We start from the raw sequence: 24,891 nt of genomic DNA on the forward strand, positions 1-24,891 counted from the left end.
GAAGGGCCCGCGGCCCAGCCCCAGAGCGAAGCCCCTCGTGCCGAACAGGTCCAGGCTGTATAATGAAATGCTAGTCATGGACCAGCGTGATTCAAGGAAATAAAGGAGTTTCGCCATGCCAGTCATCCATACCCATGTGAGCGTCACCACCAGCCAAGAGCAGCGTCAGGCCTTGAAAGAGGCTTACGGGAAAGCCATCTCCATCCTGCCTGGGAAGTCGGAATCTTGGCTCATGTGCCCCTTCGAGGACTCCATGCCCATCTATTTCGCCGGAAGCGACCAGGAGCCCGCCGCGTATGTGGAAGTGAACGTCTTTGGTTCTTCCGTGGACAGCGAGCGGTGGGAGAAGTTGGGACAGGCCATCCAGACGGCCATCCACGAGGTCTTGGGGATTTCCGAGGACCGCATGTACGTCCGATTCACGGCGACCCCTGACTGGGGCTGGAACGGCGGGAATTTCTAAGATGGCCTATACCACCGTTCACATGGTCCGCCATGGTCAGGTGGACAACCCTCAGCACCTGCTTTACGAGCGTCTGCCCGGCTTCCACCTATCCGCCAAAGGCCGGAGAATGGCCCGGGCGACCGCCGATTACATGGCTTCCCAGCCGGATATGGCCTCAGCGGTGGCCATCTTCAGCTCCCCCTTGGAAAGGACCAGGGAGACGGCCCAGCCGATTCTGGAAGCCATCAACCACAGTCGGGACGAGGGGGATAAGTTGGTCTTGCAGACCGATCGCCGCATCATCGAGGCCGGGAACAACTTCCGCGGGACCCGCATCGGCCATGGGGACGGAGCCTTGTGGCGCAGGGGGAACTGGCGGCTGGTCCTCAATTTGTGGAAACCCAGTTGGGGGGAAAGCTACCGGTCCATCGCCCGGCGGGTCGGCCAGTTCGTGTACGAGAAGGTGGACCAGTACCCGGGGCAGAACCTGATCGTGGTCTCGCATGAGTCTCCGATTTGGAGCTTCCGTCACCTATTGGAGACCGGCCACGCCGAGCATAACATGCTCCTGCGCCATACCGATTTGGCTTCGGTCACCTCTTTCACTTTCGAGACGGGAAGCCATGAGCTGGTCAACATCAGTTACGCCAGCCCGGCCGCTCAGGCGGATTAGGGTCGGTTGTCCGGAAGGTCGCTCAGACGGAGCGAGCCTAGGTGCCGGAGAGGCGGAAGGCGCCGAAGGAACGGAAGGCGCTGATTGATTTGGAAGGGAAACGGATGATGAACGTATTATCAGGATTCGGAGAAAACGATATCGCCGCTTTGACGGACGAAGAGCGTGACCAATTGCTGGAGGCCTTGGTTGCGGACAAAGACCTCGTGGCCGCGGCTCAGATGGGGGAGGCCTTGGTCTCCTTGTGGCCTTTGAAGGATGGTTTGCAGCTCGACAACGACGTCAAGTACAACGAGAACCTGCGGGTGCGGCAGACGAGGGAGTTCGCCCAGGTCCTGATCCGCGCTTTCGACGTGACCCTGCCGGACGCCGAATACGTCTACGAAGGGGCTGAAGACATTCCGGGCCGGCCTCAGGAAGTGGTGGACGCTTTGATTTTGGCGAACGACGTGATTGATGACGTGGCTGACTTCAGTCAGGGATGCGACCCGGCCGTCTTCCATCAGGTGATCGAGCGCATGGGCTCTTCCTTGGATGATTCGAACAAGGAGGCCCTGGACCAGGTGATTTCCGACTGCGATCAGCTGATGAAGGACAAGGCGGGCCAGGCCGGGGGCTCTCCGGCCGGCGGTTCTCAAACCGGCGACGGGCAGACGGATCGGCCAGCGGAGTCCTCCCCGGATCCGGTCGCCTTGATGGCGGCGAAATTCGCGGTCTCCCTTTACTCCTACACCCGCGTCCGCCAGTGCGTGGCGGCTTTCACCGCGGACAACATCGCCCGCCTGGTGGCGGTCCTCTTCCTCAACGAGTTCCATGAGCGCTGGTCTTTGCCCCGCCTCTTCGTCAAACATGAGAATCTGATGATCCCCTTCATGCACTCCGCCGAATCGTGGTCCGCCTTGTCCCAAGCGGCCGCCGTTGAATGGGACCGGCATAGGACGGATGTCCTGTGGGACCCGGCCGAGGCGAAGCGCTTGGCCAAGGAGGAGGATGAGGCCAAGAGCAAGGCTGCTCTGGCCAAGAAGTTCGAGCATGTGAAAGACGATCCGACCAAGCCTCCGGTCGAGCTTTAAGAGCCAGCCAGCGGCGGAATTTGAGGGGAGCGGGATTTCAAAGTGGGATTCCGGGGGCTTCATCCTAGGGGCGGAATCTAATCGATGGAATCCTCGCTGGCCGGCCCCAGCAGGATCCGCTCGACGAGGGCGACCAAGGCCATGACCAGACCGGTGAGGACCACCATGACCACAGTCGCGGCGAAAACCATGGGGGTTTGGAAGGAATTGTAAGCCGCCTGCATCCACACCCCGATTCCGGCCTTGGCCCCGATGTATTCTGCCGTCGCCGCCGTGGCGAAAATGTAGGTGGCGGAGATGCGGATCCCTGAGAAAATCTGACGTCCGGCCACCCGCAGCTGCACATGCCAGAGGGACCAAGCCGGGGTCGCCCCGCAGGTCAAAGCCACGTCACGGAAGTAACGGGGGACGGCTTCCAGCCCCCGGCAGGTCTGCACGGCGATGGGGAAGAGGCTGAAAACGGTCACAAGGACGATTTTTCCCAGAGAGTCATAGCCGAACCAGATGACGAACAAGGGGGCGATGGTGATGATCGGCAAGGTCTGGGCCCCCGCCAGGAGGGGGTAGAGGGAGGAATAGAGAATCTTGGATAGGAAGAGCCCGACCCCCAGCAGGATGCCGACCACGATGGCGATGAGAAAGCCGCTGATGGCCTCGAAAGCCGTCACATAGGCGCTCAGGGAGAGCTGGGGCCAGTTGTAGACCAAGGCGTCCCAGATTTGGCTAGGGGAGGAGATGATCCTTTCCGAGGCTTTGCTTGCCATCACCCCGATTTGCCAGACCATCAGCAGTCCCAGAACGGTGATGGCGCAAGGAAGCCAGGAGCCGATGGCCATCCCCGGCTTTTTCTTTCCGGCTGTCCCCTGTGGGCGGCCGTGGTCGTTTTCAGTCATGAATCGCCGTGTCTGTGGCATCAGTTGACGCCGACCGCAGTCGCCGGCGCTGGCGCATAAGTCATCGTGGCAGCGAGGTTCTCCTTGGAATCCGCGTCGGAATCAGGAAGGGGACCCTCCGCGGGGACCAGGACCGTCAGTTGGTCGAAACGCTTGCCTTCCTTCCGGGCCGGCAAGGACAAGAGGACCAGGAAGGCGATGCGGAGAAGAAGTCTCAGCCCGTAGATGATCAGGAACCCTTCCATCAGATTGAGCAGAAAGATCCAGGCTTCAGAGGAGGGGATCCGGTCCATGAAAGAGTCGATCATGGCCTGCCAATGGGGGACGGAGCTGGCGGAATTCGCGAAGACGATGATGAGCCCGAAGAAAAGGGCGAGCTGGATCAGGCAGTAGGCGGCCAGCCAAGCGGCGCCCAGATTGGCGTCATGCAACCGCCGGGAATACAAGGCCAGGGTCGGCACCAGGGTGGCCAAGCGGTAGAAGAAGATGAGGGTGACGGTCAGGATCACCGCCGTCATGGCGGCGAAAGGGGAGATCTGGCCGTTCAAACCGTAACCGAGGGCAGTGTAACGCATGAACCATTCGACGAGCACGGCGCAGGCATAGGGGGCCAAGGCGTTGAAAAGGAAGGCCCACCAGAATTCGCTGCGGGAGGCCCGGCCGGAGAAGGTGGCGTATTTGAAGAAGAAGCGTTTCACCGCATAGGCGAAGGGGATTCCCCTCCAAGGCTGGTCTTTCCTGGGAGCGGTAGGGGCGTCGGCGGGAAGCGACGTGGCCTTGAAAGGGACCAGGTCCCCTTCGCGATGCCTTTTACCGTTGATTGCGCCCGCCTGTGGTTCAGGCCTCATGAGGGAAGGTCTCCGGCGAGTTGAAGGAGCTAGGGGTTTCAGGAGCTGCAGGTGTATCAGAAGACCGTGGGGTCTCAGGGGCTTGGGGAACTTCGGGGGACTGAGGAGTCTCAGGGGCTGCAAGCGCCTCTCCCGGATTGGACTGCGGGGGCCAGGTCTGCTGGTCCATAGTGGAGGAGAAACCGTCGGCGGACGGGAAAGAGGAATCGGAAGAGAAGCCATTGGTCTGGGGTGTCCCCTGGACCGGCTGCGTCTGCTGGTAGGGGGAGGCCTGCGGGGCCTGATAAGGCTGGACTGGGGCTGCCTGATAGGGAGGGTTCATGGCCTGATAGCCGTCAGCTTGGTACCCATTGGCTTGGTAGCCATCAACCTGGTAGCCGCCCGCCTGATATCCGTTTGGCTGGTAGCCATTCTGCTGATAGCCTTGCGTCGGGTATTGATAGGGCTGGAATCCCTGATAAGCCATCTGGGTTTGTTGGATGAAGAAATTGGGGTTGTCCTCCGGCCGGTCGAAACGCTGGCCTTCGATCCGAGGAGGCAGGCAAAGGAAGACAAGCAAGGTGATGCCCAAGGCCAGGTCCAGGATGCCGAAGATGGCGTAAGTCCCTAGGAAGCCCATGAGGCTGTTGACGATATCGGCCTCCACCCCTGAGGGAAGGGCGTTGGTGTCGATCCCGCTTTCCAGCTCGGCTCCGTATTTGTGCATCAAAGAGGTGATCCAACTGATGAAGACGATGGAAGCGGTGATCCCCATGACGATTTTCGCCACGACGTACCCCAAGAGCCACCAACCGCTGTGATTGGAGTCGTGCAGTCGTCGGACGATGATGGCGATGGAGGGGACGAGGCAGGCCAGGGAGTAAACGACCAAGGCGATGGCCAGAATGACCATGATGAAGGAGACGAAGACGTTGTTGGAGCCCGTTTCCTTGTCAAAGGTCATTCCGTCGGCGAAGGAGAGGAGGAAGAAGAGGATGATCGTCCCGACGTAGACGAAGACGTTGAAAAGGACGACGAGCCAGTACTCGCTGCGGGAGGCCCGGCCGGAGAAGGTGGCGTACTTCTTGAAAAAGCGCTTGATCGCCTTGCCGAAAGGCACCCCGTACCAAGGCAGGCCCAAGGGGACGTCAAAGGCCCGGCCGGAAGGATAAGGGGCTGGCGCCACTGGCATTCCCATCCCAGCGGGAGCTCCTGAGGCCTGATCGTCATTGGGGCGCGCGGACTGGGCCGCGGGCTGTGAGGCAGGCTCGGGGTTTTCGAAGGGAGCTTGCCGCGATCCGTCTTCAGGCGCCGGATCCGTGAAGTCCGCGGGGGTTGGGTCTTGTTGATAAGTCATGATTGTCCTTTTCGCCTGGCTTTTCCAAATCGATATCCTGCCCGCCTGGTCTTGCCCTCGGCTGGCGGGCGATCAGAGGAGGGATCTTCTCCGTAAGGTCGTCAGTTTATGGAGAAGATTATATAAAAATCGGTAAACATTCGTCTTAAGAGGGGGGCAGAATAGGGACCGTGTCCATTGGCCGGACTTTGGCTGGAAAGGCGAAGTCGAAGGCGAAGTCACACGCTAAGTCGAAACAAACCCGTTTGATAGAGGATGAAAAACTGATTATGGCTCAAAAGTATGAGGGTAAGCCTCAGATGCCTGATAACGTTCGTGTTCGCTTCTGCCCCTCGCCCACGGGGATCCCTCATGTGGGCATGATCCGCACCGCCTTGTTCAACTGGGCCGAGGCCCGTCATACCAAGGGGACCTTGGTCTTCCGCATCGAGGATACGGACAATGCCCGCGACAGCGAGGAGAGCTACGACATGATCCTCGAATCCCTCAACTGGTTGGGGATTGATTGGGATGAAGGCATCAACGTGGGCGGTCCTCATGGGCCTTACCGTCAATCCGAACGCCTGGGCATCTACGCCGATGTGGCCGCCAAGCTTCTGGAGGCCGGCTACGCCTACGAATCCTTCTCCACCCCGGAGGAGACCAAGGAACGCAACCTGGCCGCCGGCCGTCCGGCCGAATTCGGCTACGACGGCTATGACCGGACCCTGACCGCCGAGCAGAAGGAAGCCTTCCGCCAGGAAGGGCGCCAACCCGCCCTGCGCATCAAGATGCCGGATGAAGACGTCACTTTCACCGACCTGATTCGCGGGGAGATCACCTTCAAGGCCGGCTCCGTGCCGGACTACGTGATCGTCCGTCCGAACGGGGACCCCCTTTACACGCTGACCAACCCGGTGGATGACGCCCTCATGGACATCAACGTGGTTCTGCGCGGGGAAGACCTCCTGTCCTCCACCCCTCGCCAGATCGTCCTCTACCGCTACCTGATGGAGCTGGGCCTGGCCAAGCAGATGCCCATCTTCGGCCACATGCCTTACGTGATGGGGCAGGGCAACAAGAAGCTGTCCAAGAGGGACCCGGAGTCCAACCTCTTCCTCCACCGCGACAACGGCTTCATCCGCGAAGGCCTGCTCAACTATCTGGCCCTGCTGGGCTGGTCCATCGCTCCCGACCGCGACGTCTTCACCATGGACGAGATGATCGCGCACTTCGACGTGCGCGACGTCAAGGCCAACCCCGCCCGCTTCGATCTGGACAAGGCGGTGGCCATCAACGCCGAACACATCCGCCTGCTGGATCCCCAGGACTTCCTCGACCGTTCCGTCCCTTACCTTTTCCGCGACCAGGTGGTCTCCGCCGATAAGTGGGAGGATCTGACCGGGCGGGAAAAGGAGATTCTGACCGCCGCCGGCCCCCTGGTCCAGACCCGGGTGCGCCTACTGGGCGAAGTCTCCGGCATGGCGGGCAGCCTTTTGTCTTCCGCCGATTATCTGGAGCCCGACGCCGACGCCCGCAAGCAGCTGAAGGAGTCCGCCTCTGACGTGCTGGCCGCCGCCATTTCCGCTTTGCAGGCCGTGGACCCGGCCGATTGGAAGACCGATACCCTGCATGAGACCTTGAAAAAGGCCTTGATAGAGGAGGGTGGCTACAAGCCCCGTCTGGCCTTCGGACCTGTGCGAGTGGCCCTGTCCGGCCGCCGGGTTTCCCCGCCTTTGTTCGAGTCCATGGAGATCATCGGCAAGGAGTTGACACTCGCGCGACTCGCCAATTTGCAAAAGAACCTCTAGGTGTGCTATAGTCGCTTTTCGTTGCTTGAGTTGCGAGTCCTCTTGCGCTTGGGCGGCGAAAAACGAAAACGCCCCCGTCGTATAGCGGTCTAGTACGTCGCCCTCTCACGGCGTTAACACCGGTTCAAATCCGGTCGGGGGTACCAGGCTTGTACAGGCTTAGGTCTATAACTTAAGGTGCAAGCCATTGGGGTATGGTGTAATTGGCAACACAGGTGATTCTGGTTCATCCGTTCTTGGTTCGAGTCCAGGTACCCCAGCCATGAGTTAAGATCTCCATCAAGATTGATGACTTGGCCTCCTTCCGGGAGGCCTTTTTATTACTCTGATTTTGATAGTCTAAAAGGTATGACGGGCGATACGGATATAGAAGCCGGTGACACGGGAGTCGGTTCCGGCCACGACGATCAGGCGGGTCAAGCAGGCCGGGCTGGGCAGGTGGCCCAGGCTGACCAAACCGGTCGGACGGATCAGGCGGGTCAGATAGGGCAGGCGACCCAGGTAGCCCAATCCGGGCCGAGGCCCCTTGCTCCCTTGTCGGTTTCCGCCACCCTTGGTCGTCTTCAGTTCCACAAGTCGGATAAATTCCGCATCCTCCAGCTGTCCGACATCCAGGACGGCTCTTCCGTTTCGGCCGATACCATCCGTCTGATCGAGGCCGCGTGCGACGCCTCCCGGCCGGATCTGGTCGTCTTCTCCGGCAACCAGGTCGCCGGTTACGATTCCGAATTCTCCCAGACGGCCACCAAAAGACCCTGGTCCAGCCCCTGGGACCTGGGCCTGAGCGAAACCGACCGACAGGCGGCCACGGACGCGACCAGGGCCTTGGTCAAGAAGAACATCCAGACCACGACCGCTCCCTTGGTCTCCCGGGGGATCCCCTTCGCCGTCACCTACGGCAACCATGACTTCCAGTGCGGCCTGGACGAGTCCGTCTTGGACGCCTTGTACCGGGAAGTGCCCGGCTGCTGCAATCCTCCTTCCATTTCGGCTGACCCGGCCCAGGCCCAGAACTTGCCTTCCAGCGGCTTGAAAGGCCAGGTGGCCTACGCCTGCGAGCCGGGGACCTTTTGCCTGCCTGTCCATGACGAAGACGGGGCCGTGGTCTTCCTGATCGTCCTCCTCCATTCCGGCACTTACGCCTTGGAAGGCGGCTGCGGGTCTTTGAGCGTGGACGCCCGCGAATTCCTCAAAGACCAGCCGCAGAAACTGGACGCCCAGGGGATTATCTTCCAGAACATCCCTTTGCCCCAGTATTACCGTCTGCTCAAGCCCGTCCCGCCCACTCGGGCCCATGCCGTGGAGGGGTATCGGACTTTTTCCAAGACTTATTACGAGATCGATCCCGAGAAAACCGTCCCTGGCAGTTACTTGGGCGAAGGGATTTCCTGCCCGGACAAAGACACGGGGGAGTTCGCCATCGCCCGGGACCAAGGTTATTTCGCCATCTCGGCCGGGCACGACCACCGTAATGGTTTCGCCGGCAGCCTGGAAGGGGTCATGCTCATGGCCACCCCCACCTGCGGCTTCGGATCTTATGGGCCGGCTCCGGCGAAGAGGGCGGCTCGCTTGCTGGAATTCGACCTGCGGCATCCTTACGAGCCCCGCACCCAGCTTTTGGAGTTCGGCGACCTGGTGGGCAAGGCCTCATCCAAGAAGTCCTACTCTTTCGGGGCCAACTATGTGCCCCAGGCCGGGGAGGAGGAGTACGACCTGGTCAGGCCGCTGAGCAGGTGGGAACGCTTCATCAGGGCGGCCAAGGCCTTCTTCCGCAGGCAGAACAAGCAGGATTGAGGCCGTTCAACGCTGGCCAGATGCTGTTGGACTGAGGCCATTCGCTACTGGCCAGATGCCGGCACCGACGACTAGGGGCAAGCTGAAGCTCAGCGGAAATTATGATGGGAGATGGCGTCGCTTAGATGCTTGGCCGCGCTTAAGACCACAGGGGCGTACAGGTGACCCGGATGCCCGCCCATCCGTTCGGAGGGGCCGGAGAGGTTGATGGCGGCGATCACTTGGCCGGCCGCGTTGCGGATGGGGGCGGCCACGGAAGACACCCCGATCTCCCTTTCATTGACCGACTCCGCCCAATCGCGGCGGCGGACGTCGCCCAAAGTCTTCGCGCTGAAATGGGCTTTGGACAGGATGTCGTGGATGTCGTCGTTGTTCTCCCAGGCCAGAAGCACGTGGGAGGCGGCCCCGGCGATCAAAGACAGGGAAGTGCCCACAGGGACGCTGTCCCTCAGACCGGTGGTCCTTTCCACCGAGGCGATGCAGGTCCTCTGGCTCCCCTGGCGACGGTAGATCTGCGCCGATTCGCCCGTGCGGTCATGCAGGGACTGGAGGATGGGCAGGCCGGCCGAGAGCAGTTGGTCGTTGCCGGCGGCGATGGCCAGGTCGGAGAAACGGCTCCCGAGGATGAAGCGGCCGCTGTCGTCCCGATTGACGAAATGATGGGCTTCCAAGGCGGTGGCGATGCGGTGGGCGGTCGGCCGGGACAAGCCCGAACGCGAGGTCAGCTCGACCAGGGTGGCCGGACCCGCCTCCAGGGAGGCCAGGACGATGGCCGCTTTGTCGATCACCCCTACGTTCGAATGGGTCGCCTGGTCGAGGGCGATGGTGTCCTCATTGGTGGCCGGGTTCAGCGTGGCGGATTTGGTGTCGCCATGTTTGACCTGACGGGGGTCTTGGAAGACGGACAAGGCGGACTTGGATTGGTTGCGGCCCCGGCCGGAACCAGGACGGCCCCCGGCGCCCGGCTTTTTGCTTTCGCCTTCCTCTTCCAAGGAGGCGGGGATGGTCCTGACCGGAGGGGCGAACATGCTGGTGTTGGAATCGGCCCTGTCCGTGCTGTAGGAGAGGGCGTCGCCGGTTCCGCCTTGGGAATCCTTGTTTTCGGAGGCGAAATGCAGCTCGTAGACGGGTACGAAAGTGGAAGGGATCGACCAGCTGGTCGTATTGGGGCGCAGGCTTCGCACGGCGGAGCGGTCCTTATCGCGGTCTTTGCCGCCTGTGGCTTCCGTGGCAGCCTTGGCGTTTTGGGGATTCACGGCCTCTTCGGCTTTCCGATCGCCCTTGTCTTCCTTGTCCGCGCGGTCGTCCTGAAACGAGTTCTGGTCGTCGCTCATTGCTACCTCATTCGTCGCAAAACCGGTATCTGTGCAGTCAGCACCCCAACTACCATCATTGTGTCTCATAATACGGACAATCGTCCTGTATATGGACGAATTCTTGACGGATGAAAGATTGTGCCAGGAAAGAAAGCCGATTCCTGGACGGGTCTTTTCACCATGTCGGCACAGGGCATATGGCAGAATAGATAAGGGCATATATGTGTTCGCGGTTTTCGCTGTCGGAGTGCCGGGGGCGCTCAAGGGAATAGCGAGGAAGGACCGCGAGTTTACGCTTGCGAACAGCAGTTGTTTCCAACGGTCCGCCGTAGTTAAGGAGTAGTAGTGAACGCTGTCAAGCCAGAGGAAGACGTTTTGCGAGTCCAAGGCGGAAAGCCTCTCAACGGTACGATCAAGGTGCGGGGCGCCAAGAACCTGGTCAGCAAGGCCATGGTGGCCGCGCTGCTGGCGCCGGGGACTTCCGTTTTGAAAAACGTCCCTGAAATCCGCGACGTGCAAGTGGTCTCCGACCTCCTGCGCCTGCACGGGGTCTCAGTGGATGTGAACGGGGAGACCGGGGTGGTCACCATCGACGCCAAACATGTGGAGATGCCGGCCGTCTCCGATGTGGAGACCCTGTCCGGAGCCTCCCGCATCCCCATCCTTTTCTCCGGCCCCCTCCTGCATCGTCTGGGAGAGGCCTTCATCCCGACTTTGGGCGGCTGCCGCATCGGGGACAGGCCCATCGACTTCCATTTGGAGACCCTGCGCAAGCTGGGCGCGGACGTGGATAAAGAGCACGAAGACGGCATCCACATCACCGCCCCCAACGGCCTTCACGGGGCCAAGATCCACCTGCCTTATCCGTCCGTCGGAGCCACCGAGCAAACCGTCCTGGCCGCCGTCCTGGCCGATGGGAAGACCGAGCTGTCCGGGGCCGCCGTGGAGCCGGAAATCATGGATCTGATCGCCATCCTGCAGAAGATGGGGGCCATCATCTCCGTGGACGTGGACCGGACCATCCGCATCGAAGGGGTCAAAGAGCTCAAGGGCTACACCCACACCGCCTTGACCGACCGCATCGAGGTCGCCTCCTGGGCCTCCGCCGCCTTGGCCACCCGCGGCGACGTCTTCATCAAGGGGGCCACCCAGCCTGAGATGATGACCTTCCTGAACGTTTACCGGAAGGTGGGCGGGGCCTTCGACGTGACCGACGAGGGCATCCACTTCTGGCATCCGGGCGGGGACCTGCATCCCGTTGCCATCGAGACCGACGTCCACCCCGGCTTCATGACCGACTGGCAGCAGCCTCTGGTGGTCGCCCTGACCCAGGCCAACGGGCTGAGCATCGTCCACGAGACCGTCTACGAGAACCGGTTCGGTTTCACCAAGCCCTTGGTCCAGATGGGGGCCACCATCCAGCTTTACAAGGAATGCCTGGGCTCTCTGCCCTGCCGTTTCAAACAGCGCAATTTCGAGCATTCGGCCGTCATTTTCGGGCCCACTCCTTTGACCGGGCAAGACATTGACGTGCCGGACCTGCGAGGCGGTTTCTCCCACCTGATCGCGGCCTTGGCCGCCCAAGGGACCTCGCAGGTGCGGGGAATCTCCCTGATCGACCGCGGCTATGCTGATTTCCGCGGCAAGCTTGCCGCGCTCGGCGCCGATATCGACTAAGGGATCTCTTCGACTCGAAGATCTCGTCCGTTGGGGATTTCCGCTGATCCGGGCACAATAGGGGGTATGTCTTCTCCTGGAAAAGTTTCATCCCGTAAAAGCGTGCCCGCCTTGTCCGACGCCCAAGTGGCCCGGTTGGGCCGGCGTCATCATCTGGTGGATTCCACCCGTCCTTTGCCGACGGGCCCGCGGAAGGTGAACGAGGCGGAGATCCAGGACCAGAACCCTAAGGCGACCATGCGGCTTCTGAACGCGGTCGCGGCCGTCATAAGGCAGCGGATGAAGGTGAAATCCTGGGGCCTGGAGCGGGTTCCCGAAGAGGGGGTCTTCATCACCGCCGCCACCCACGTGACCCAGTTCGACGTCTTCGTCCCCATGGCCGGCATCTTCTATCAGGGCCGTCGTCCCCGGTACATGGCGAAAGCCGAGTTGTCCAGCCTGCCCATCCTGGGCCGCTGGTTCCGGCTGGTGGGCATGCAGTCCGTCCACCGGCGCAAGGGCAAAGCCAGGGCGATCGAAGAGGAATCCATCCGGATCCTCACTTCCGGCCGGCCTTTGACCATCTGGCCGGAGGGGACGCTGACCAGGGATCCCCAAAAGTGGCCGATGACTCTGAAACCGGGCATGGCCTACATCGCTTTGGAAACCTCCCGCAGGCTGGGCCATGAGGTCCCCCTTTATTGCGCCGTGACCTGGGGGGCCGCCAGCATCAATCATTTCTGGCCCTGGCCCCGCAAAAACGTGGTCTTTTGCTTCGATAGCCGTCTTCCTTATGACGACCTTCTGACCGATATGGATTCCTGGGGGCAGGAGCCGCCGAAGGAGGCCGTCCGGGAATTGACCAACCGGGTCCGTCAGCGGATGGAGAACGTCATGGCCGAGATCCGCGGGGAGGAGCCCCCGGTCGAAGGCATGTGGAATTACCGAACCATGTCCCGCGAACCCCGTCCCAGCTTGACCCGGGACGTCTCTCTGACCACCTTGCCGGATGATGGGAGCCGGCCCTGAAAAGCGGATATGGTGAATTCACAGGGGGCTTGCCAGCCTGTTTCCAATAAGGCCGGTAAAATATAGGGGTAAGAAAAATCCTCCGCAAGGCTGAAGGGATATGAAATGGCAAATGTAACGGTTCTAGGCGCTGGAGCCTGGGGAACTGCTTTTGGACAGGTTTTGGCCGATGCAGGCAACAAGGTGACCATGTGGGCCATCGAGCCGGAAATCGTGGACGCGATCAACACGCTCCACCAGAATCCCGTCCGTCTGCCCATCGTGGAGAAACTTCCCGAGAACATGACGGCCACCGGGGACAGGCGTAAGGCCGTGGCCGAGGTCGACGTCATCATCGTCACCATCGCCGCCCAGTTCGCCCGTCAGGCCTTGGAGGAGTTCAAAGGCCTGATTCCTGACCAGGCCGTTGTGGTCTCCCTGATGAAGGGGATCGAACGGTCCACGGACAAACGCATGGATCAGGTGGTCATGGAGGCCCTGGACCTTCCGGCCGACCGCTTCGCCTGCCTGTCCGGCCCGAACTTGAGCAAGGAAATCGCCCTGAAGCAGCCGGCGGCGGCCGTGGTCGCCTCCAGCAAGGAGGAGGTGGCCACCCGCGTGGCGGCGATCGTCTCCACCGAATATTTCAAGATCCTGACTTCAAACGACGTGATCGGCGTGGAGATGTGCGGATCCCTGAAGAACGTGGTGGCTTTGGCCGTGGGCATGTCCCGCGGGGCCGGCTACGGCGAGAACACCGCCGCCATGATCGAGACCAGGGGTATGGCCGAGCTGACCGCCTTGGGCGTGGCCGCCGGGGCCAAGGCCCAGACTTTCTTCGGCCTGGCCGGGGTGGGCGACCTCATCGCCACCTGCGGTTCTCCTTTGAGCCGGAACTATACTTTCGGCGCCAACCTTGGCAAAGGCATGAGCGTGGACGAGGCCACCAAAGTGAGCAATGGGGTGGCCGAAGGCGTCCCCACCACGGCCGCCGTGGTCGCTCTGGGCAAGAAGTACGGGGTGGAGACCCCCCTGGCTTCGGCCATGCTTCGCGTCCTGAACGAAGGCATCTCCTGCGATCAGATGTTGGGCGAGATCTTCGCCGAGGGCATCGTCGCGGAGTAAGGCAATAGCGAAATAACGGAGCAGCGAAATCGCGGAACAGCGAAGTACGGGATACGGAGTGGTGGAATAGGCGGGAATTCCCCGATCGATCACTCTGACAATCATCCAAATTCAATAGGTCATCTCATGGAAAAGAGCGACATGGCTGAATCACGACCAGCAGAAAACACCAACAAGAGCGCCGAGACCCCATCCGCCTCAGGGCGGAAGAGAATCGTCGTCCTCTACGGGGGCCGGGCGGACGAGCACCCCATCTCCTGCATCTCCGCCGGGTCGGTCCTGCGTGAGTGGGACCAGGAGAAGTTCGAGGCCGTCCCCATCGGCATCACCAAGGAGGGGGTCTGGATCGTCGACGGGGTGGACCCCCGTCAGTGGGAGCTTGGCGCTCAGCTGCCGGAAGTGAAAGAGGTCCCTGGCTCCCGCCGGGTGGTCCTGGACGTGTCCGCCGGAGGGAATGGTTTCCTGGCCCGCGATGGGCGGACCGGAGCCGTGGAATCCCTTGGCCATGTGGACGCCGTTTTCCCCGTCCTTCATGGCCCTTATGGCGAAGACGGGACCATCCAAGGCCTGTTGGAGATGATGGGCCTGCCTTATGTCGGCTGCGGGGTTCTGGCTTCCGCCGCTTGCATGGATAAGCATTATACAAAAGTCCTGCTCAAGGCGGCCGGCATTCCGGTGGCGCCTGGCATCACGGTGGACACCCGTTCCTACGATTCGGCCCAAGGCTTCGACCCTCAGGGCAAGGTTCTGTGCGACTTGGTGGATGAGGCGGGCCTGCGTTATCCCCTTTTCGTCAAGCCATCCCGGGCCGGCTCGTCCTTCGGCGTGACCAAGGTGGATTATAAGGCTGATGCGACTGAGCGGCAGGCGGATTTGGCCGCCGCCGTCCATGAAGCCGCCCGGCATGATTGGCGGGTTTTGGTGGAAGAGGGGATCAAGGCTCGGGAGATCGAATGCGCGGTCCTGGCTCCCCGGCACGGGGACAAACCCCGGACCTCCTGGCCTGGCGAGATCGTCCTGGACGAGCCCGGGAACGGCGCTTTCTACGATTTCGACAGCAAGTACATGGACTCCTCGGCCTCCCATGTGGAGGTCCCCGCCAAGCTTCCCCAAGAGACCCTGCAGGAAGTCCGCCGCGTTGCCGCCCGGGCTTTCATCGCCGTGGACGGGGACGGGCTTTCCCGGGTGGACACTTTCGTGACCGAGGAAGGGACCGTGATCGTCAACGAAATCAACACCTTGCCTGGTTTCACCCCCATCTCCATGTATTCCAAGGCCTGGGAGGCGACGGGCGTGTCGTATCGGGAGCTGATCACCACTTTGATCGAAGGGATCCTCGACTGACCGACTGGCATTCGATTCAGGTTCCGGCTAGTTCTGTCCGATTCCAGCTAATTCCGCCCTTCGCGACCGGTGATTTCGCGGCCTTTGCCGTGGGAATCGCCGGTTTTTCTTTGCCCGGATCCCCCCTGCGAATGGTGGTGATGCCGCCGACGGATCCGGAATTCCTCCGTGGGAACGACTTCCACGCTTTCCGGATTGGCCTTCACCCCGATTTGCCGGGCGACTTCAGGGTTGGTGTCCGCCAGGCCGGAAGGGTTTCCGTGCTCGGCTGGGCGCTCTTTTTCCTTCGTCTCCGTGATGGAGACGAGCTTCTTCAGGATCCGGTTCACGTAGGGGTTCCCGTTGGCCTCCTCGCCGCCGGCGGTCACATGGCCGTCTTCCTTTCTGAGCACGCCTTCGCCCCCGTTCGGCATCAACGGTCCGTAGTCTTGCACGCCGAGCCCTCCTTGGCCGAAAGCGTCCCCTTTCTTGGAGGACTTGGAGGATAGGGGTTGCAAGGTGACCGTCTCCTGATTATCCTCCACCGGGGCCGGGCCGGGCTGGGCCTGCTCATTCCCGTTCTGCACGATGTAATTCTCGCCGGCGATGGCCCGGGAGGCCGCATCGGAGATCTGCGCGAAACTGACCCCATGGGCGGCGTAAAGAACCACTTCCCCACAGATGCCATACGGGGTGAAGCCGGTGAAACGCACCGAAGGATTGGTCTTCTTCAGACTGATATTCGCCGTCGCGCGGCCGACAAGTTCCAGGATCCGTTTGCTGGCCATGGATACGTCGGTGTCCCCCCGCATGGTGAAGGGGATCGTGGTGAAAGCGGCGTTGGCCGAAGGAAGTTTTTCCAGCTGGGTGGAGTTGAGGACGGAGTTGGGGATCCAGATCTCATTCCCGCTGCGTTCCCGGATGATGGTATGCCGCCAGGTTATGTCTTTCACGGTCCCGATGGAATCATTGATTTTGATGGTATCCCCAGGGGAGATCACTTTCCCCATCATGAGCATGAATCCGCCGATGAGATTGGAGATCGTATCCTGCATGCCTAGGGACAGGGCGACGCCGCCGACGCCTAATGCGGTCAGCAGGGTGCTGGGGGTGATTCCGAAAACGGGTTTGAGTACTATCAGTACCGCGAGGGACCAGAGGATGACGCGGATGATGTTGACGAAGAGGCTGGCGCTGGTTTTGTTGGATTTGCGGAAGGCCCCGCTGATGATTCTCGTCACCCATTTGATGAGGAAGAAGGCGACGATGAAGGTGACCGTCAGATAGGTGATTTTCGATGAGTTCGTCTTGATCCAAGCGACGAGAGTAGGCCAGAATGCGTGCATACGGTCATTCTTCCACAGACTCCAGAGGAAGGGCGGCGAAGGGGCTGAGTATTTTCTGACTGCTTACACTTTTGACTGATGGTTTTTTAAGAAACGCCTGAAAGTAAGTTGTGCATTAGTGGTGATAGATATACAATTTGTGTCAAGGGTGGTAATGGTGCCATCCTTGACAGAGATAATGTGCCAAAGGAGACATATTACGAAGAGAATAAGAAAAGCGCTTGTAACTGGTATTGCAGTTTTGGCGCTAATTCCAACAAGTGGCGCGTATGCGGCCGATGCTGATTCGACTTATGAAGGAGGGCTTCTGGAACTGTCACGTTTGTCTGACGGCAAGAAGACTCCTAGTGAGTTGGATCAGGCCATAAGCGAGTGGGCTGAACACTCGGGGACGGACAAGCAACAAATCCTCGATTACGAGCTTGCGAGCGTCACAGGTCGAATTCCAGCAACCACCGGGGGGTCGGCGTCCGTTACGCCCTCATCAAGTGGTGGCGGATCGACCCCTGTTGGAAATGCTACAGCTGGGGATTACTTCTATACGGATGGAGGTGTTTTGAATCATGGGCACACTGGCATCTATTCTTCCCGCGACATGATTGTTGAAGCTCCAGGTAACCGGCAAGTTGCGCACCGTATTAATGCCCGTGAAGTGAGAGTTGCGCATGGCGCTAGGGTTATGCGCGTGAAAACTAGTGTCGCCAATAGGAATAAGGCCGCCAATCGGTCCAAGAAATACATAGGCCGTGGTTATAATTCGGCGTTCATGTATGGAAATAAGGATGATAGAGGAGGCATGAACTGCTCCCAGCTTGTCTGGGCTTCATATTGGTACGGCGCCAAAATCGATTTGGATACCAAGAACAACGACGATATCGTTTGGCCTTGGGATTTGAGGGACTCTGCAAAAGCTTATGTTGTGAGGACGGTCAAGTAATGTTTTCCCAGCATTATTGCCGGGAGTCCCATTTTTCGCGCCGCGGTCTTTCCTTGGAATCGCTGCGGCGCGGTTCTTTTTCTTCTGTGTGGGCTCGCGTGGTTTGTTCTATATTGGTTGTGTTCGTAGGGTTTTTATCTGCTTGCGCTCCTCGGATTGATACGGTTCGTTTTTCGGATGTGTCGTTGAGAGATGTGGTTGCTGTGTTTTCGGTGAATCCTCAGCATGAGGATGAAGTGAGAAGGGCTGGTGGGTATGTTGTTTTTTTGAGGAAGGACGGGAGTTATGCGGCTGTGAAGACGGCTGGTATGGCTTATCAACAGCCTTTGTGGACGCGGAACGGACTCTATTTCGCGGATTTCAAGAACGATTATTTCATTGGCGAGAAAAGCAGGGATGTCAGAAGGAACGATAAAGCTCTATTCCAAAATCTAACATTAGAGACTCCCCAAAAGTCCGTAATGGGGATTTTCGATATGGGGTTTGATACGGATACCGATAATCGATTGCAACTCATTCCTCTCTCTTCTTCCGGGGAAACGAGAGTTGTTTATTCAGGCATATTAAGTTCCGCCGCATATTGTGGAAAGAACCTTTGGGGAATACGTGAAGAGGGTGCGAATCAAGATTTTGCCGGAAGTGGGTACCTTGACTTGAGGAATTATTCCGACTCGCGGCAGAAGGTTTTATCGTACGATGTCAGGAAGAGCGGATTTGTTGTCCAAAGTATGCGGGGCACGGCCTGTCTTTCAGATTCTCAGTTTCTGACGATAATTTCAAAGAATAAAAACGAGTATTACATCAATCCTTATGTATTGAAATGGGATATTCGGACGGATAAAAGAACAATTTACCCAATCCGGTATAGCAATGGCGAAAAGCTGACAATCTCCAACACAACGGTGGATTATAACGAAAAGGCAATATCGGATGACGGGATGCTGACAGTGGTCATGGACGCATCGGGGAAAGTAGTGCAAGTCGATATGGATACCGGGATTATTCGTAGGCAAGTGATGTTGACAAAACTTCCCAAAGGCTTAAGCGACGGTGACAAATTACAGTATAAATATGTTCTTCTGCCGACTGATCGTTATTATTGTATTATGCGAATCAGGTATGGGCAGGCGGGGAAGAGGACTCCTACGCGTCTGTATTTTGTGGGCAAGAGAACGTGGAAGGTGGAACGCGTGCTGACGCTGAACGAGGATCTTTCAAGGATTCTCAAAGGTCAGCGCGAGCCTTATGTTTTCAATGAAGGCGTTGCCGTCAATCCCCGGATTTGATGGGTGTGATGAGAGCGACGGAGGAAAGTTTCAGCTGACAACACCAGACGCTTGCGCATGTACAAGCGTTACGTTATCATGGACAAGTTGCGTATCCGCTTAGGTCTTGTGCGTCCTTTGGGCTGCAAGTCGCGGGTGCAGATAGATGTAACTATTGAGGAGTTATTATGGCAGCTCGTTGCGATGTTTGCGGCAAGGGTCCACAGGTTGGTTATTCCGTGTCTCACTCTCACCTGCGCAATAAGCGTCGTTTCCTTCCAAACCTTCAGGCCGTTCGCGCGACTGTAGATGGCGAAACCGTTCGTCTGCGCGTGTGCACCTCCTGCCTTAAGGCTGGCAAGGTACAGCGTCGCGTTGCATAAGTGCGAGGAATGAATGAGAGATCATTCATCATGTTAAAAGCTTTACCCCGTTTTCGAACGGGGTTTTGTCGTTTAAGCGGGTTCGGAAGGCGGTGAACCCATGGGTCTGACTCTTGACTCCTCTCTCTCTTCTTGCATGACCAACAAACGGCGGCTCGGCGCTCTCAAAGCCTTGGGTGTGACCACTGTGGGCGATGCCCTGACCTATTACCCCTTCCGGGTGGCCGACCCCTTGCCCCGCGGTTCCATCCGCCAAATCAAAGTAGGGCAGAAAACGGCCTTCGCCGCCAAGGTGAGGCGGGTGAGAACCAGCTCCATGAATTCCCGCCGTGGCTATCGGGTCGAAGTCCAAGTCGACGATGGGGATGCGGCCGCCAGCTTCGTCTTCTTCTCTTACAAAAAGCATTACGTGGATTGGTTGTTGGGCAAGTTCCGCGAAAAGCGGCTCCTGGTCGCCGCCGGAGAGGCCAGCATCTATGGCGGCTCCCTGCAATTCACCCATCCTCAGGTGCTGATGGTCGGGCAGGAGCCAGGGATGGACGTGGCGACGACGGAGGAAGGCTTCGCCCGCCTGACCGAACCTCAACCGGTCTATCATACGTCCTCCCGCATATCTTCCGAGCATATACATGAATCGATCCTGGGGCTGATTCCTTTGCTGGATCCGGATTCCGTCCCCGACATCATCCCGGAAGAAGTCAGGAAGGAGTGGGGCCTGCTCCACCGTTTCGACGCGCTCAAGGCCATTCATAAGCCGGGAACCACGGAGGAATTCTGGAAAGGGATAGGCTCCATGCGTTCCGAAGAGGCCCTGGTCTCCCAGACGGCCCTGCTTCAGGAAAGGGAGAAAATGAGGGAAAGCAAATCCTTCGCCTGTTCCGGGGAGGCGGGCGAGGAGGACCTGGTCCAGCGCTTCATCCAATCCCTCCCTTTCAAGCTGACCGCCGGTCAGAAAGAAGTCATCGAACGGATCCAGGCCGATATGGGGCAGGCCTACCCCATGAGCCGGCTCCTGCAGGGGGAAGTGGGGTCCGGGAAGACCGTGGTCGCCCTGGCCTCCATGCTCCGGGCGGCCCAGGCAGGCTACCAGGCTTTGCTCGTGGCCCCCACCCAGGTCCTGGCCCAACAACACCATGAATCCATCCGGGCCATGCTGACCCAAGCGGGGATAGACCTCCCTCTCGTCCTTCTGACGGGGAACATGCGGCTGGCCGATCGACGCAAGGCCCTGGCGATCCCCGCCAGCGGGGTCCCCTGCATCGCCATCGCCACCCATGCCGCCTTTTCGCATAGTTTCCAAGCCCCCCGCCTGGCCTTGGAAGTGATCGACGAGCAGCACCGGTTCGGGGTGGAGCAAAGGGAAACCATTAGGCAGGCGGCGGATGTGATCCCCCACCTGCTCGTCATGACGGCCACCCCCATCCCCAGATCCGCCGCCATGACCTGGTTCGGGAACCTGGACATCTCCTGGCTGACCGAGCTCCCCTCCGGGCGCAAGCCCATCACGTCCGTCGTCGTCAGGGAAAGCGACGGGAGGACCATGGGGCAGATGTTCCTCCATGCCCGAAAGCGGATTGAAGCGGGGGAGAGGGTCTATGTGATTTGCCCCAGGATAGACGAAGACCAGGTGGACGAGGATTCTCAAGGCGGGGAAGACCTCCTGCCCCTGCAGTTCGATCAGGAAGGCCTTCCTTTGGATTCCTCTGCCCCCAGCCAGCCCCTGCATTCCGTGGAGGAGATGTCCCAACGTCTGGCGGCCCTGCCCCAGTTCCAAGGCGTCCGGATAGGAATCCTGACCGGCCGGGACGATGAGGAGTCCAAGGCCGCCGCCATGAAGGATTTTACGCAAGGGCGGGCCCCGCTCCTGGTGGCCACCACGGTGATCGAAGTGGGGGTGGACGTTCCCCAGGCGTCCTGCATCATCATCTTCGACTCCGACCATTTCGGTCTCTCGCAGCTGCACCAGCTTCGCGGCCGCGTGGGCCGGGGAGGGACCCGAAGCTGGGCTTTCTTCGTGACCCGGGTGGACTTGTCCGATCCGGATTCCCTGGCCGCCCGGCGTTTGGAAGTCGTGCGGTCCACCACGGACGGGGCCGAGATCGCCAAAGCCGACTTGGACCTGCGCGGGGCCGGCGACGTTTTGGGCGACAGCCAGTCCGGCGGCCAGTCCATCAGTTCTTTCAAGCTTCTGCGGGTCGTCAAAGACGCGGACCTCATCACCCGGGCCCGCTCCCAGGCGGAAAGCATATTGCGGGCCGACCCGGCGTTGACCCAGGCGAACCATATCCAGTTGGCCGGGGCAGTCCTGGACTTCTCCCGAGGGAGCGAGGACTTCCTGGTCTCTTCCTGAGGGAGGCTGGCTGATTCGCCATGAGGATTCGCGCATCCGTGGACTTATGGGTTCGCTGATTTGCGCAGGCGGTCGGGCATAATGGGATTATGCGGATAATTGCCGGCCGATTCAAGAACGTGGACATCACCACACCCAAAGACGGACGTACGACCCGCCCCACCACGGACCGGGCCAAAGAGGCCATCTTCTCCAGGCTGGAGGCCTGGGGGGCTTTGGAGGGCGCGCGGGTTCTGGATCTTTTCGCCGGAACAGGGGCCTTGGGATTCGAGGCCCTTTCCCGCGGGGCCCGGTCGTTGGTGGCGGTGGAGGCCAACGGGCAGGTGGCCTCCTGCATCACGGCGACCATCCGGCGGCTTCAGGGGTCGCCCACATGGAAGGAGGCCGGCCTGACCGCCCGGGTGGTCAGATCCAAGGCGGAGAAGTTCGTTTCAGGCGAAAGACCAGGCGAAATGGACGGCCAGCCATTCGACCTGGTCTTCATGGACCCGCCTTACGCCGTCAGCAGCCAGGACTGCCACCGGACCCTTTCCGACCTGGCTCTCGGCGGTTTCCTTTCGGACGGGGCCCAGATCGTTCTGGAACGGTCCATCCGGACGGAGGAAGTCGAGCCGCCTCAGGGGTGGGAGGTCATCCAAGAAAAAAAGTATGGGGAGACTTTGGTCTCTTACCTAGCTCTGGCCTGAGAATTCGTGGGAGCGGGACCGGGATGGCCTTGTAAGGCGCCTAGAGGTTATCAGACAATAAAAAAATCCTCCCGCCCGTCGACGAGAGGATTTCCCATGAACCCGCTGGTCCGCCATTGCCAGCTGTTGCCGACTATGCCGGCCAGGGTCGCTTCGTGGCTTACTTGGCGGACAAAGCGGGGTTGACGGCTGCGCGGTAGGTGCGCCCACGGTAGGAACCGCAGTTGGGGCATGCCATATGGGCGAGAGTGGGGGCTCCGCAGTTGGGGCATGCGACGGTCTGAGCGGCCTGCGCCTTCCAGGCGGCGCGGCGCATGTGCGTATTGGCACGGGAAGTCTTATACTTTGGCAATGCCATGATAATTCCTCTTTTTCGTTCGAACTATATTGCTTAAGCGTATGCGATTCTAGTGCGACCCCTCGAAAAAGGGCGGCCGCATCCACGGAAGGATGGGGAAGCGCTCACTCTTGGGATTCCAGTCGTTGCTTGAAATCCTCCAAGCCCGCCCAACGCAGGTCGGTCACCTGATGCTCGTGGTCGGGATGCTCGTTGAGGTTGATTCCGCACTGAGGGCACAGGCCCAGGCAATCCTCTTTGCACAGCAGCTGCAGGGGAAGGGCTTCGGCCAGGTTGTCCCGCACCAAGGATTCGAAGTCGATCATGGTGGCGGAGGGGGAGAGGGGGTAGAGGTCCTGCGAATCCTCCTCTTCCTCTATGGAGTCCAGCTCCGCCTCGCCCGTCGTCTCCTGGGCCGGCATGTCGTACGTGAAGAAGGCGGTGACGGGGGCCGCGACTTCCTTGTGGACGGCTGTCAGGCAGCGGGTGCATTCGCCGGTCAGCTCGGCGCTCACTTTCCCGTTGAAGAGGATGCCGTCGGATATGCTGGTCAAGGTCCCGGTCAGGCTGATATCGGCCCCCTCCGGTACGCCGACGATCTGGTCGCCGACGCCGGATGGGGCAGGCAAGGTCTCTTCCACGGCCATGGTTTGGCCCGGGCGTTGGGAGAGGGAGAAAATGGATAAGGACCAAAGGGTGCGTTGTTCGCGTGACATATTACTGGGGGAATCCTCACTGATGATTGGGGTAGTCTTCGGCCGAGAGACGGGGAACCTGGCTTTCGGCTTCCTTCTGCCTCTGTTTGAGCACTTCCAGGCCGGAGACGATGGAATTGTGAATCTCCGTCACTTGCTCGTCCAGGTCGTTCATGGACTTGGTGGCGTAGGCGTTGGCCCCGGAAGTGAGCTGATTGGCCTTCTCCTGGGCCTGATCCAGGATATTCCTCGCCTTCTGGGTGGCGATGGAGACCACGTTTTCCTGGCCGGCCAGGAACTGGGCCTGTTCGTTCGCCTCGCGGATGATGCCGGAGGCCTGGGAGCGGGCGTCGGAGACGATGGAATTGGACTGGTTCTGGGCGTTCTCCAAGCGCCGTTCCGACTCGCGCATGAGGGCGGAGGCGCGTTCCAGCTGGACGGGCAGGCCTTTCTTGAGCTCATGGAGGAGGTCCAGGAACTCGCTTTTGTCGATTTTGGCCACATTGCTGTTGAAGATGCCGGTCTTGGCTTCCTCCACCAGCTTCTCCATATGCTCGATAATGTCGTAGGCCGGGGTGAACTGTTCGTCGCCAATCCGGTCGTCATCGTCATCGGAGGAGTCCTGATTCGCATAGGCTTCAGGCATATACTGATGGACGGCCTTGAGCGCGGCGTCGGTGCGGTCGCGGGCGGGGTCGCTCACCGAGTCGTCCCCCTCACTGTGGCCGTCATCATCCGGACGCTGGTCATTCGCCTCTTCTGGCCGATCCTGGCCCGGCTGGGGAGGAAAATCGCCTGAATCGGTCAGACGACTGGCCTGGACCGGGGATTGACCGGTATCGTCGTCATCGTAATCCTGGTCGTCGTAACTCTGGGAAAAGTCGTCGCTCATGATGGTCACCCTCGTTGTCTGCCTGGAAAGTGTTGATGCTCCCTATAGTAATGCTTTTGCCTGATATTCCAAGGCCTCAAGCAGGGGCTTGATCACGTTGTCGGGAACCATGCCGGTGATGTCTCCCCCGTGCCGGGCCACGTCTTTGACGATGGAACTGGAAATGTGCTCTTTGATTGGGTCCGCGGGCAGGAAAAGCGTTTCGATTCCTGCCAGGCGGCGATTGACCAGGGCCATGCCCAACTCGGCTTCGTAATCGCCGTTCTGCCGCAGGCCTTTGACGATGACGGTGGCCCCGACCTGGGTGCAATATTCGGTGATCAGCCCTTCCGTGCTGGTGACCACCACGTTGGTGCAGCCGTCGGCCTTGAGGGCCTGGGTGATCAGGTTGGCCCGCTCTTCCGCGCTGAAAAGGGGCCTTTTGGCCGAGTTGACGGCCACGACCACGTGGATGCTTTCAAAGAATCTGGCGCTTCGCTCAATCACGTCGATGTGACCGGAAGTGACGGGGTCGAAGGACCCCGGGCAAACTGCAATTGTCATGGCACAAGCTTACCTCTGGCAGGGGGACTAGAATGGCGTCACAAGCTGGGCTTGATGGATGCTGCTGGACCGATGTATCGTGAAGAAGGAATTCATCAGCAACTCCAGCGGGCAAGGATCAAAGAGCATGAGCGAAAAGATCATGGACGGAATCATGGAAGAGGCAGCTATGGATGA

At 59.8% G+C, this 24,891-nt stretch carries 23 protein-coding genes and 2 tRNA genes; 16 read left to right on the forward strand and 9 right to left on the reverse strand.

Annotated features, from left to right (window positions below; genetic code table 11):
* Positions 1–115 precede the first annotated feature (115 nt).
* From PSDT_RS01285 to PSDT_RS01295, 3 genes are all read left to right on the forward strand, one after another.
* Positions 116–463, forward strand: coding sequence for a tautomerase family protein (locus PSDT_RS01285; protein WP_006289595.1), 348 nt, complete (start codon positions 116–118; stop codon positions 461–463).
* Position 464: 1 nt separating this feature from the next.
* Positions 465–1,118, forward strand: coding sequence for a histidine phosphatase family protein (locus tag PSDT_RS01290; RefSeq protein ID WP_006289596.1), 654 nt, complete (start codon positions 465–467; stop codon positions 1,116–1,118).
* A gap of 221 nt (positions 1,119–1,339) precedes the next feature.
* Positions 1,340–2,191 (forward strand): hypothetical protein, encoded by an 852-nt coding sequence (locus PSDT_RS01295; protein WP_407668719.1) that lies wholly within the window; start codon positions 1,340–1,342, stop codon positions 2,189–2,191.
* Positions 2,192–2,268: 77 nt separating this feature from the next.
* Here the strand turns inward: PSDT_RS01295 and PSDT_RS01300 are convergent, their stop codons facing one another.
* From PSDT_RS01300 to PSDT_RS01310, 3 genes are all read right to left on the reverse strand, one after another.
* Complete coding sequence (locus PSDT_RS01300; protein WP_006289598.1) at positions 2,269–3,027, reverse strand: ABC transporter permease; 759 nt, start codon at positions 3,025–3,027, stop codon at positions 2,269–2,271.
* Positions 3,028–3,104: 77 nt separating this feature from the next.
* On the reverse strand, positions 3,105–3,932 hold the full coding sequence (locus tag PSDT_RS01305) for a DUF805 domain-containing protein (protein WP_006289599.1): 828 nt from the start codon (positions 3,930–3,932) through the stop codon (positions 3,105–3,107).
* The gene (locus tag PSDT_RS01310) at positions 3,922–5,268 is read right to left on the reverse strand and encodes a DUF805 domain-containing protein (protein WP_006290700.1); all 1,347 of its coding nucleotides are present in this window, start codon (positions 5,266–5,268) and stop codon (positions 3,922–3,924) included. Before PSDT_RS01310 ends, PSDT_RS01305 begins: the two co-directional genes overlap by 11 nt.
* 269 nt (positions 5,269–5,537) lie before the next feature.
* On the opposite strand from PSDT_RS01310, the gene gltX reads away from it, so the two are divergent.
* The 4 genes from gltX to PSDT_RS01330 all read left to right on the forward strand — a co-directional run bounded on the left by gltX (position 5,538) and on the right by PSDT_RS01330 (position 8,852).
* Positions 5,538–7,058 carry a glutamate--tRNA ligase gene (gene gltX, locus PSDT_RS01315; protein ID WP_006289601.1) on the forward strand — a complete coding sequence of 507 codons (1,521 nt, stop codon included), beginning with the start codon at positions 5,538–5,540 and terminating at the stop codon, positions 7,056–7,058.
* Between the two features lie 70 nt (positions 7,059–7,128).
* A tRNA-Glu gene (locus tag PSDT_RS01320) sits at positions 7,129–7,204 on the forward strand.
* A gap of 42 nt (positions 7,205–7,246) precedes the next feature.
* Positions 7,247–7,321, forward strand: a tRNA-Gln gene (locus PSDT_RS01325).
* 85 nt (positions 7,322–7,406) lie between these two features.
* Positions 7,407–8,852 (forward strand): metallophosphoesterase, encoded by a 1,446-nt coding sequence (locus PSDT_RS01330; RefSeq protein WP_006290697.1) that lies wholly within the window; start codon positions 7,407–7,409, stop codon positions 8,850–8,852.
* Between the two features lie 89 nt (positions 8,853–8,941).
* Here the strand turns inward: PSDT_RS01330 and PSDT_RS08315 are convergent, their stop codons facing one another.
* Positions 8,942–9,703, reverse strand: coding sequence for an IclR family transcriptional regulator (locus PSDT_RS08315; protein ID WP_169309821.1), 762 nt, complete (start codon positions 9,701–9,703; stop codon positions 8,942–8,944).
* A gap of 810 nt (positions 9,704–10,513) precedes the next feature.
* On the opposite strand from PSDT_RS08315, the gene murA reads away from it, so the two are divergent.
* From murA to PSDT_RS01355, 4 genes are all read left to right on the forward strand, one after another.
* Positions 10,514–11,845 (forward strand): UDP-N-acetylglucosamine 1-carboxyvinyltransferase, encoded by a 1,332-nt coding sequence (gene murA / locus PSDT_RS01340; protein ID WP_006289609.1) that lies wholly within the window; start codon positions 10,514–10,516, stop codon positions 11,843–11,845.
* Positions 11,846–11,911: 66 nt separating this feature from the next.
* Complete coding sequence (locus PSDT_RS01345) at positions 11,912–12,853, forward strand: lysophospholipid acyltransferase family protein (protein WP_006289610.1); 942 nt, start codon at positions 11,912–11,914, stop codon at positions 12,851–12,853.
* A 105-nt stretch (positions 12,854–12,958) separates the two neighbouring features.
* Complete coding sequence (locus PSDT_RS01350; RefSeq protein ID WP_006290694.1) at positions 12,959–13,957, forward strand: NAD(P)H-dependent glycerol-3-phosphate dehydrogenase; 999 nt, start codon at positions 12,959–12,961, stop codon at positions 13,955–13,957.
* A 141-nt stretch (positions 13,958–14,098) separates the two neighbouring features.
* A complete protein-coding gene (locus PSDT_RS01355; RefSeq protein ID WP_006289612.1) occupies positions 14,099–15,301 on the forward strand; it encodes a D-alanine--D-alanine ligase family protein in 1,203 nt (400 codons plus the stop codon).
* Positions 15,302–15,348: 47 nt separating this feature from the next.
* On the opposite strand, the gene PSDT_RS01360 is transcribed toward PSDT_RS01355, so the two are convergent.
* Positions 15,349–16,626, reverse strand: coding sequence for a mechanosensitive ion channel family protein (locus tag PSDT_RS01360; protein WP_006289613.1), 1,278 nt, complete (start codon positions 16,624–16,626; stop codon positions 15,349–15,351).
* Positions 16,627–16,804: 178 nt separating this feature from the next.
* Between PSDT_RS01360 and PSDT_RS01365 the strand changes: the two genes are divergently transcribed.
* The 5 genes from PSDT_RS01365 (at position 16,805) to rsmD (ending at position 22,247) form a co-directional block, all read left to right on the forward strand.
* Entirely contained in the window at positions 16,805–17,563 is a 759-nt protein-coding gene (locus PSDT_RS01365) for a hypothetical protein (RefSeq protein ID WP_006289614.1), read from the forward strand.
* Positions 17,563–18,849 carry a hypothetical protein gene (locus PSDT_RS01370; protein WP_006289615.1) on the forward strand — a complete coding sequence of 429 codons (1,287 nt, stop codon included), beginning with the start codon at positions 17,563–17,565 and terminating at the stop codon, positions 18,847–18,849. The genes PSDT_RS01365 and PSDT_RS01370 overlap by 1 nt, the downstream gene beginning before the upstream one ends.
* A 167-nt stretch (positions 18,850–19,016) precedes the next feature.
* The gene (gene rpmB / locus PSDT_RS08005) at positions 19,017–19,211 is read left to right on the forward strand and encodes a 50S ribosomal protein L28 (protein ID WP_006289616.1); all 195 of its coding nucleotides are present in this window, start codon (positions 19,017–19,019) and stop codon (positions 19,209–19,211) included.
* A gap of 100 nt (positions 19,212–19,311) precedes the next feature.
* Positions 19,312–21,561 (forward strand): ATP-dependent DNA helicase RecG, encoded by a 2,250-nt coding sequence (locus PSDT_RS01380; protein WP_006289617.1) that lies wholly within the window; start codon positions 19,312–19,314, stop codon positions 21,559–21,561.
* A gap of 89 nt (positions 21,562–21,650) precedes the next feature.
* Positions 21,651–22,247, forward strand: a complete 597-nt coding sequence (gene rsmD / locus PSDT_RS01385; protein WP_006289618.1) for a 16S rRNA (guanine(966)-N(2))-methyltransferase RsmD — start codon at positions 21,651–21,653, stop codon at positions 22,245–22,247.
* A 160-nt stretch (positions 22,248–22,407) separates the two neighbouring features.
* Here rsmD and rpmF read toward each other — a convergent pair whose 3' ends face one another.
* The 4 genes from rpmF to coaD all read right to left on the reverse strand — a co-directional run bounded on the left by rpmF (position 22,408) and on the right by coaD (position 24,714).
* Positions 22,408–22,605, reverse strand: a complete 198-nt coding sequence (gene rpmF, locus PSDT_RS01390) for a 50S ribosomal protein L32 (RefSeq protein WP_006289619.1) — start codon at positions 22,603–22,605, stop codon at positions 22,408–22,410.
* A 104-nt stretch (positions 22,606–22,709) separates the two neighbouring features.
* Positions 22,710–23,300: a YceD family protein gene (locus tag PSDT_RS01395; RefSeq protein ID WP_006289620.1), complete on the reverse strand. Its 591-nt coding sequence runs from the start codon at positions 23,298–23,300 to the stop codon at positions 22,710–22,712.
* 16 nt (positions 23,301–23,316) lie between these two features.
* Positions 23,317–24,171, reverse strand: a complete 855-nt coding sequence (locus PSDT_RS01400; RefSeq protein WP_006290689.1) for an ATP synthase subunit B family protein — start codon at positions 24,169–24,171, stop codon at positions 23,317–23,319.
* Between the two features lie 42 nt (positions 24,172–24,213).
* Positions 24,214–24,714: a pantetheine-phosphate adenylyltransferase gene (gene coaD, locus PSDT_RS01405; protein WP_006289622.1), complete on the reverse strand. Its 501-nt coding sequence runs from the start codon at positions 24,712–24,714 to the stop codon at positions 24,214–24,216.
* Positions 24,715–24,891 lie beyond the last annotated feature (177 nt).

Source organism: Parascardovia denticolens DSM 10105 = JCM 12538 (genome assembly GCF_001042675.1).
GTDB lineage: Bacteria > Actinomycetota > Actinomycetes > Actinomycetales > Bifidobacteriaceae > Scardovia > Scardovia denticolens.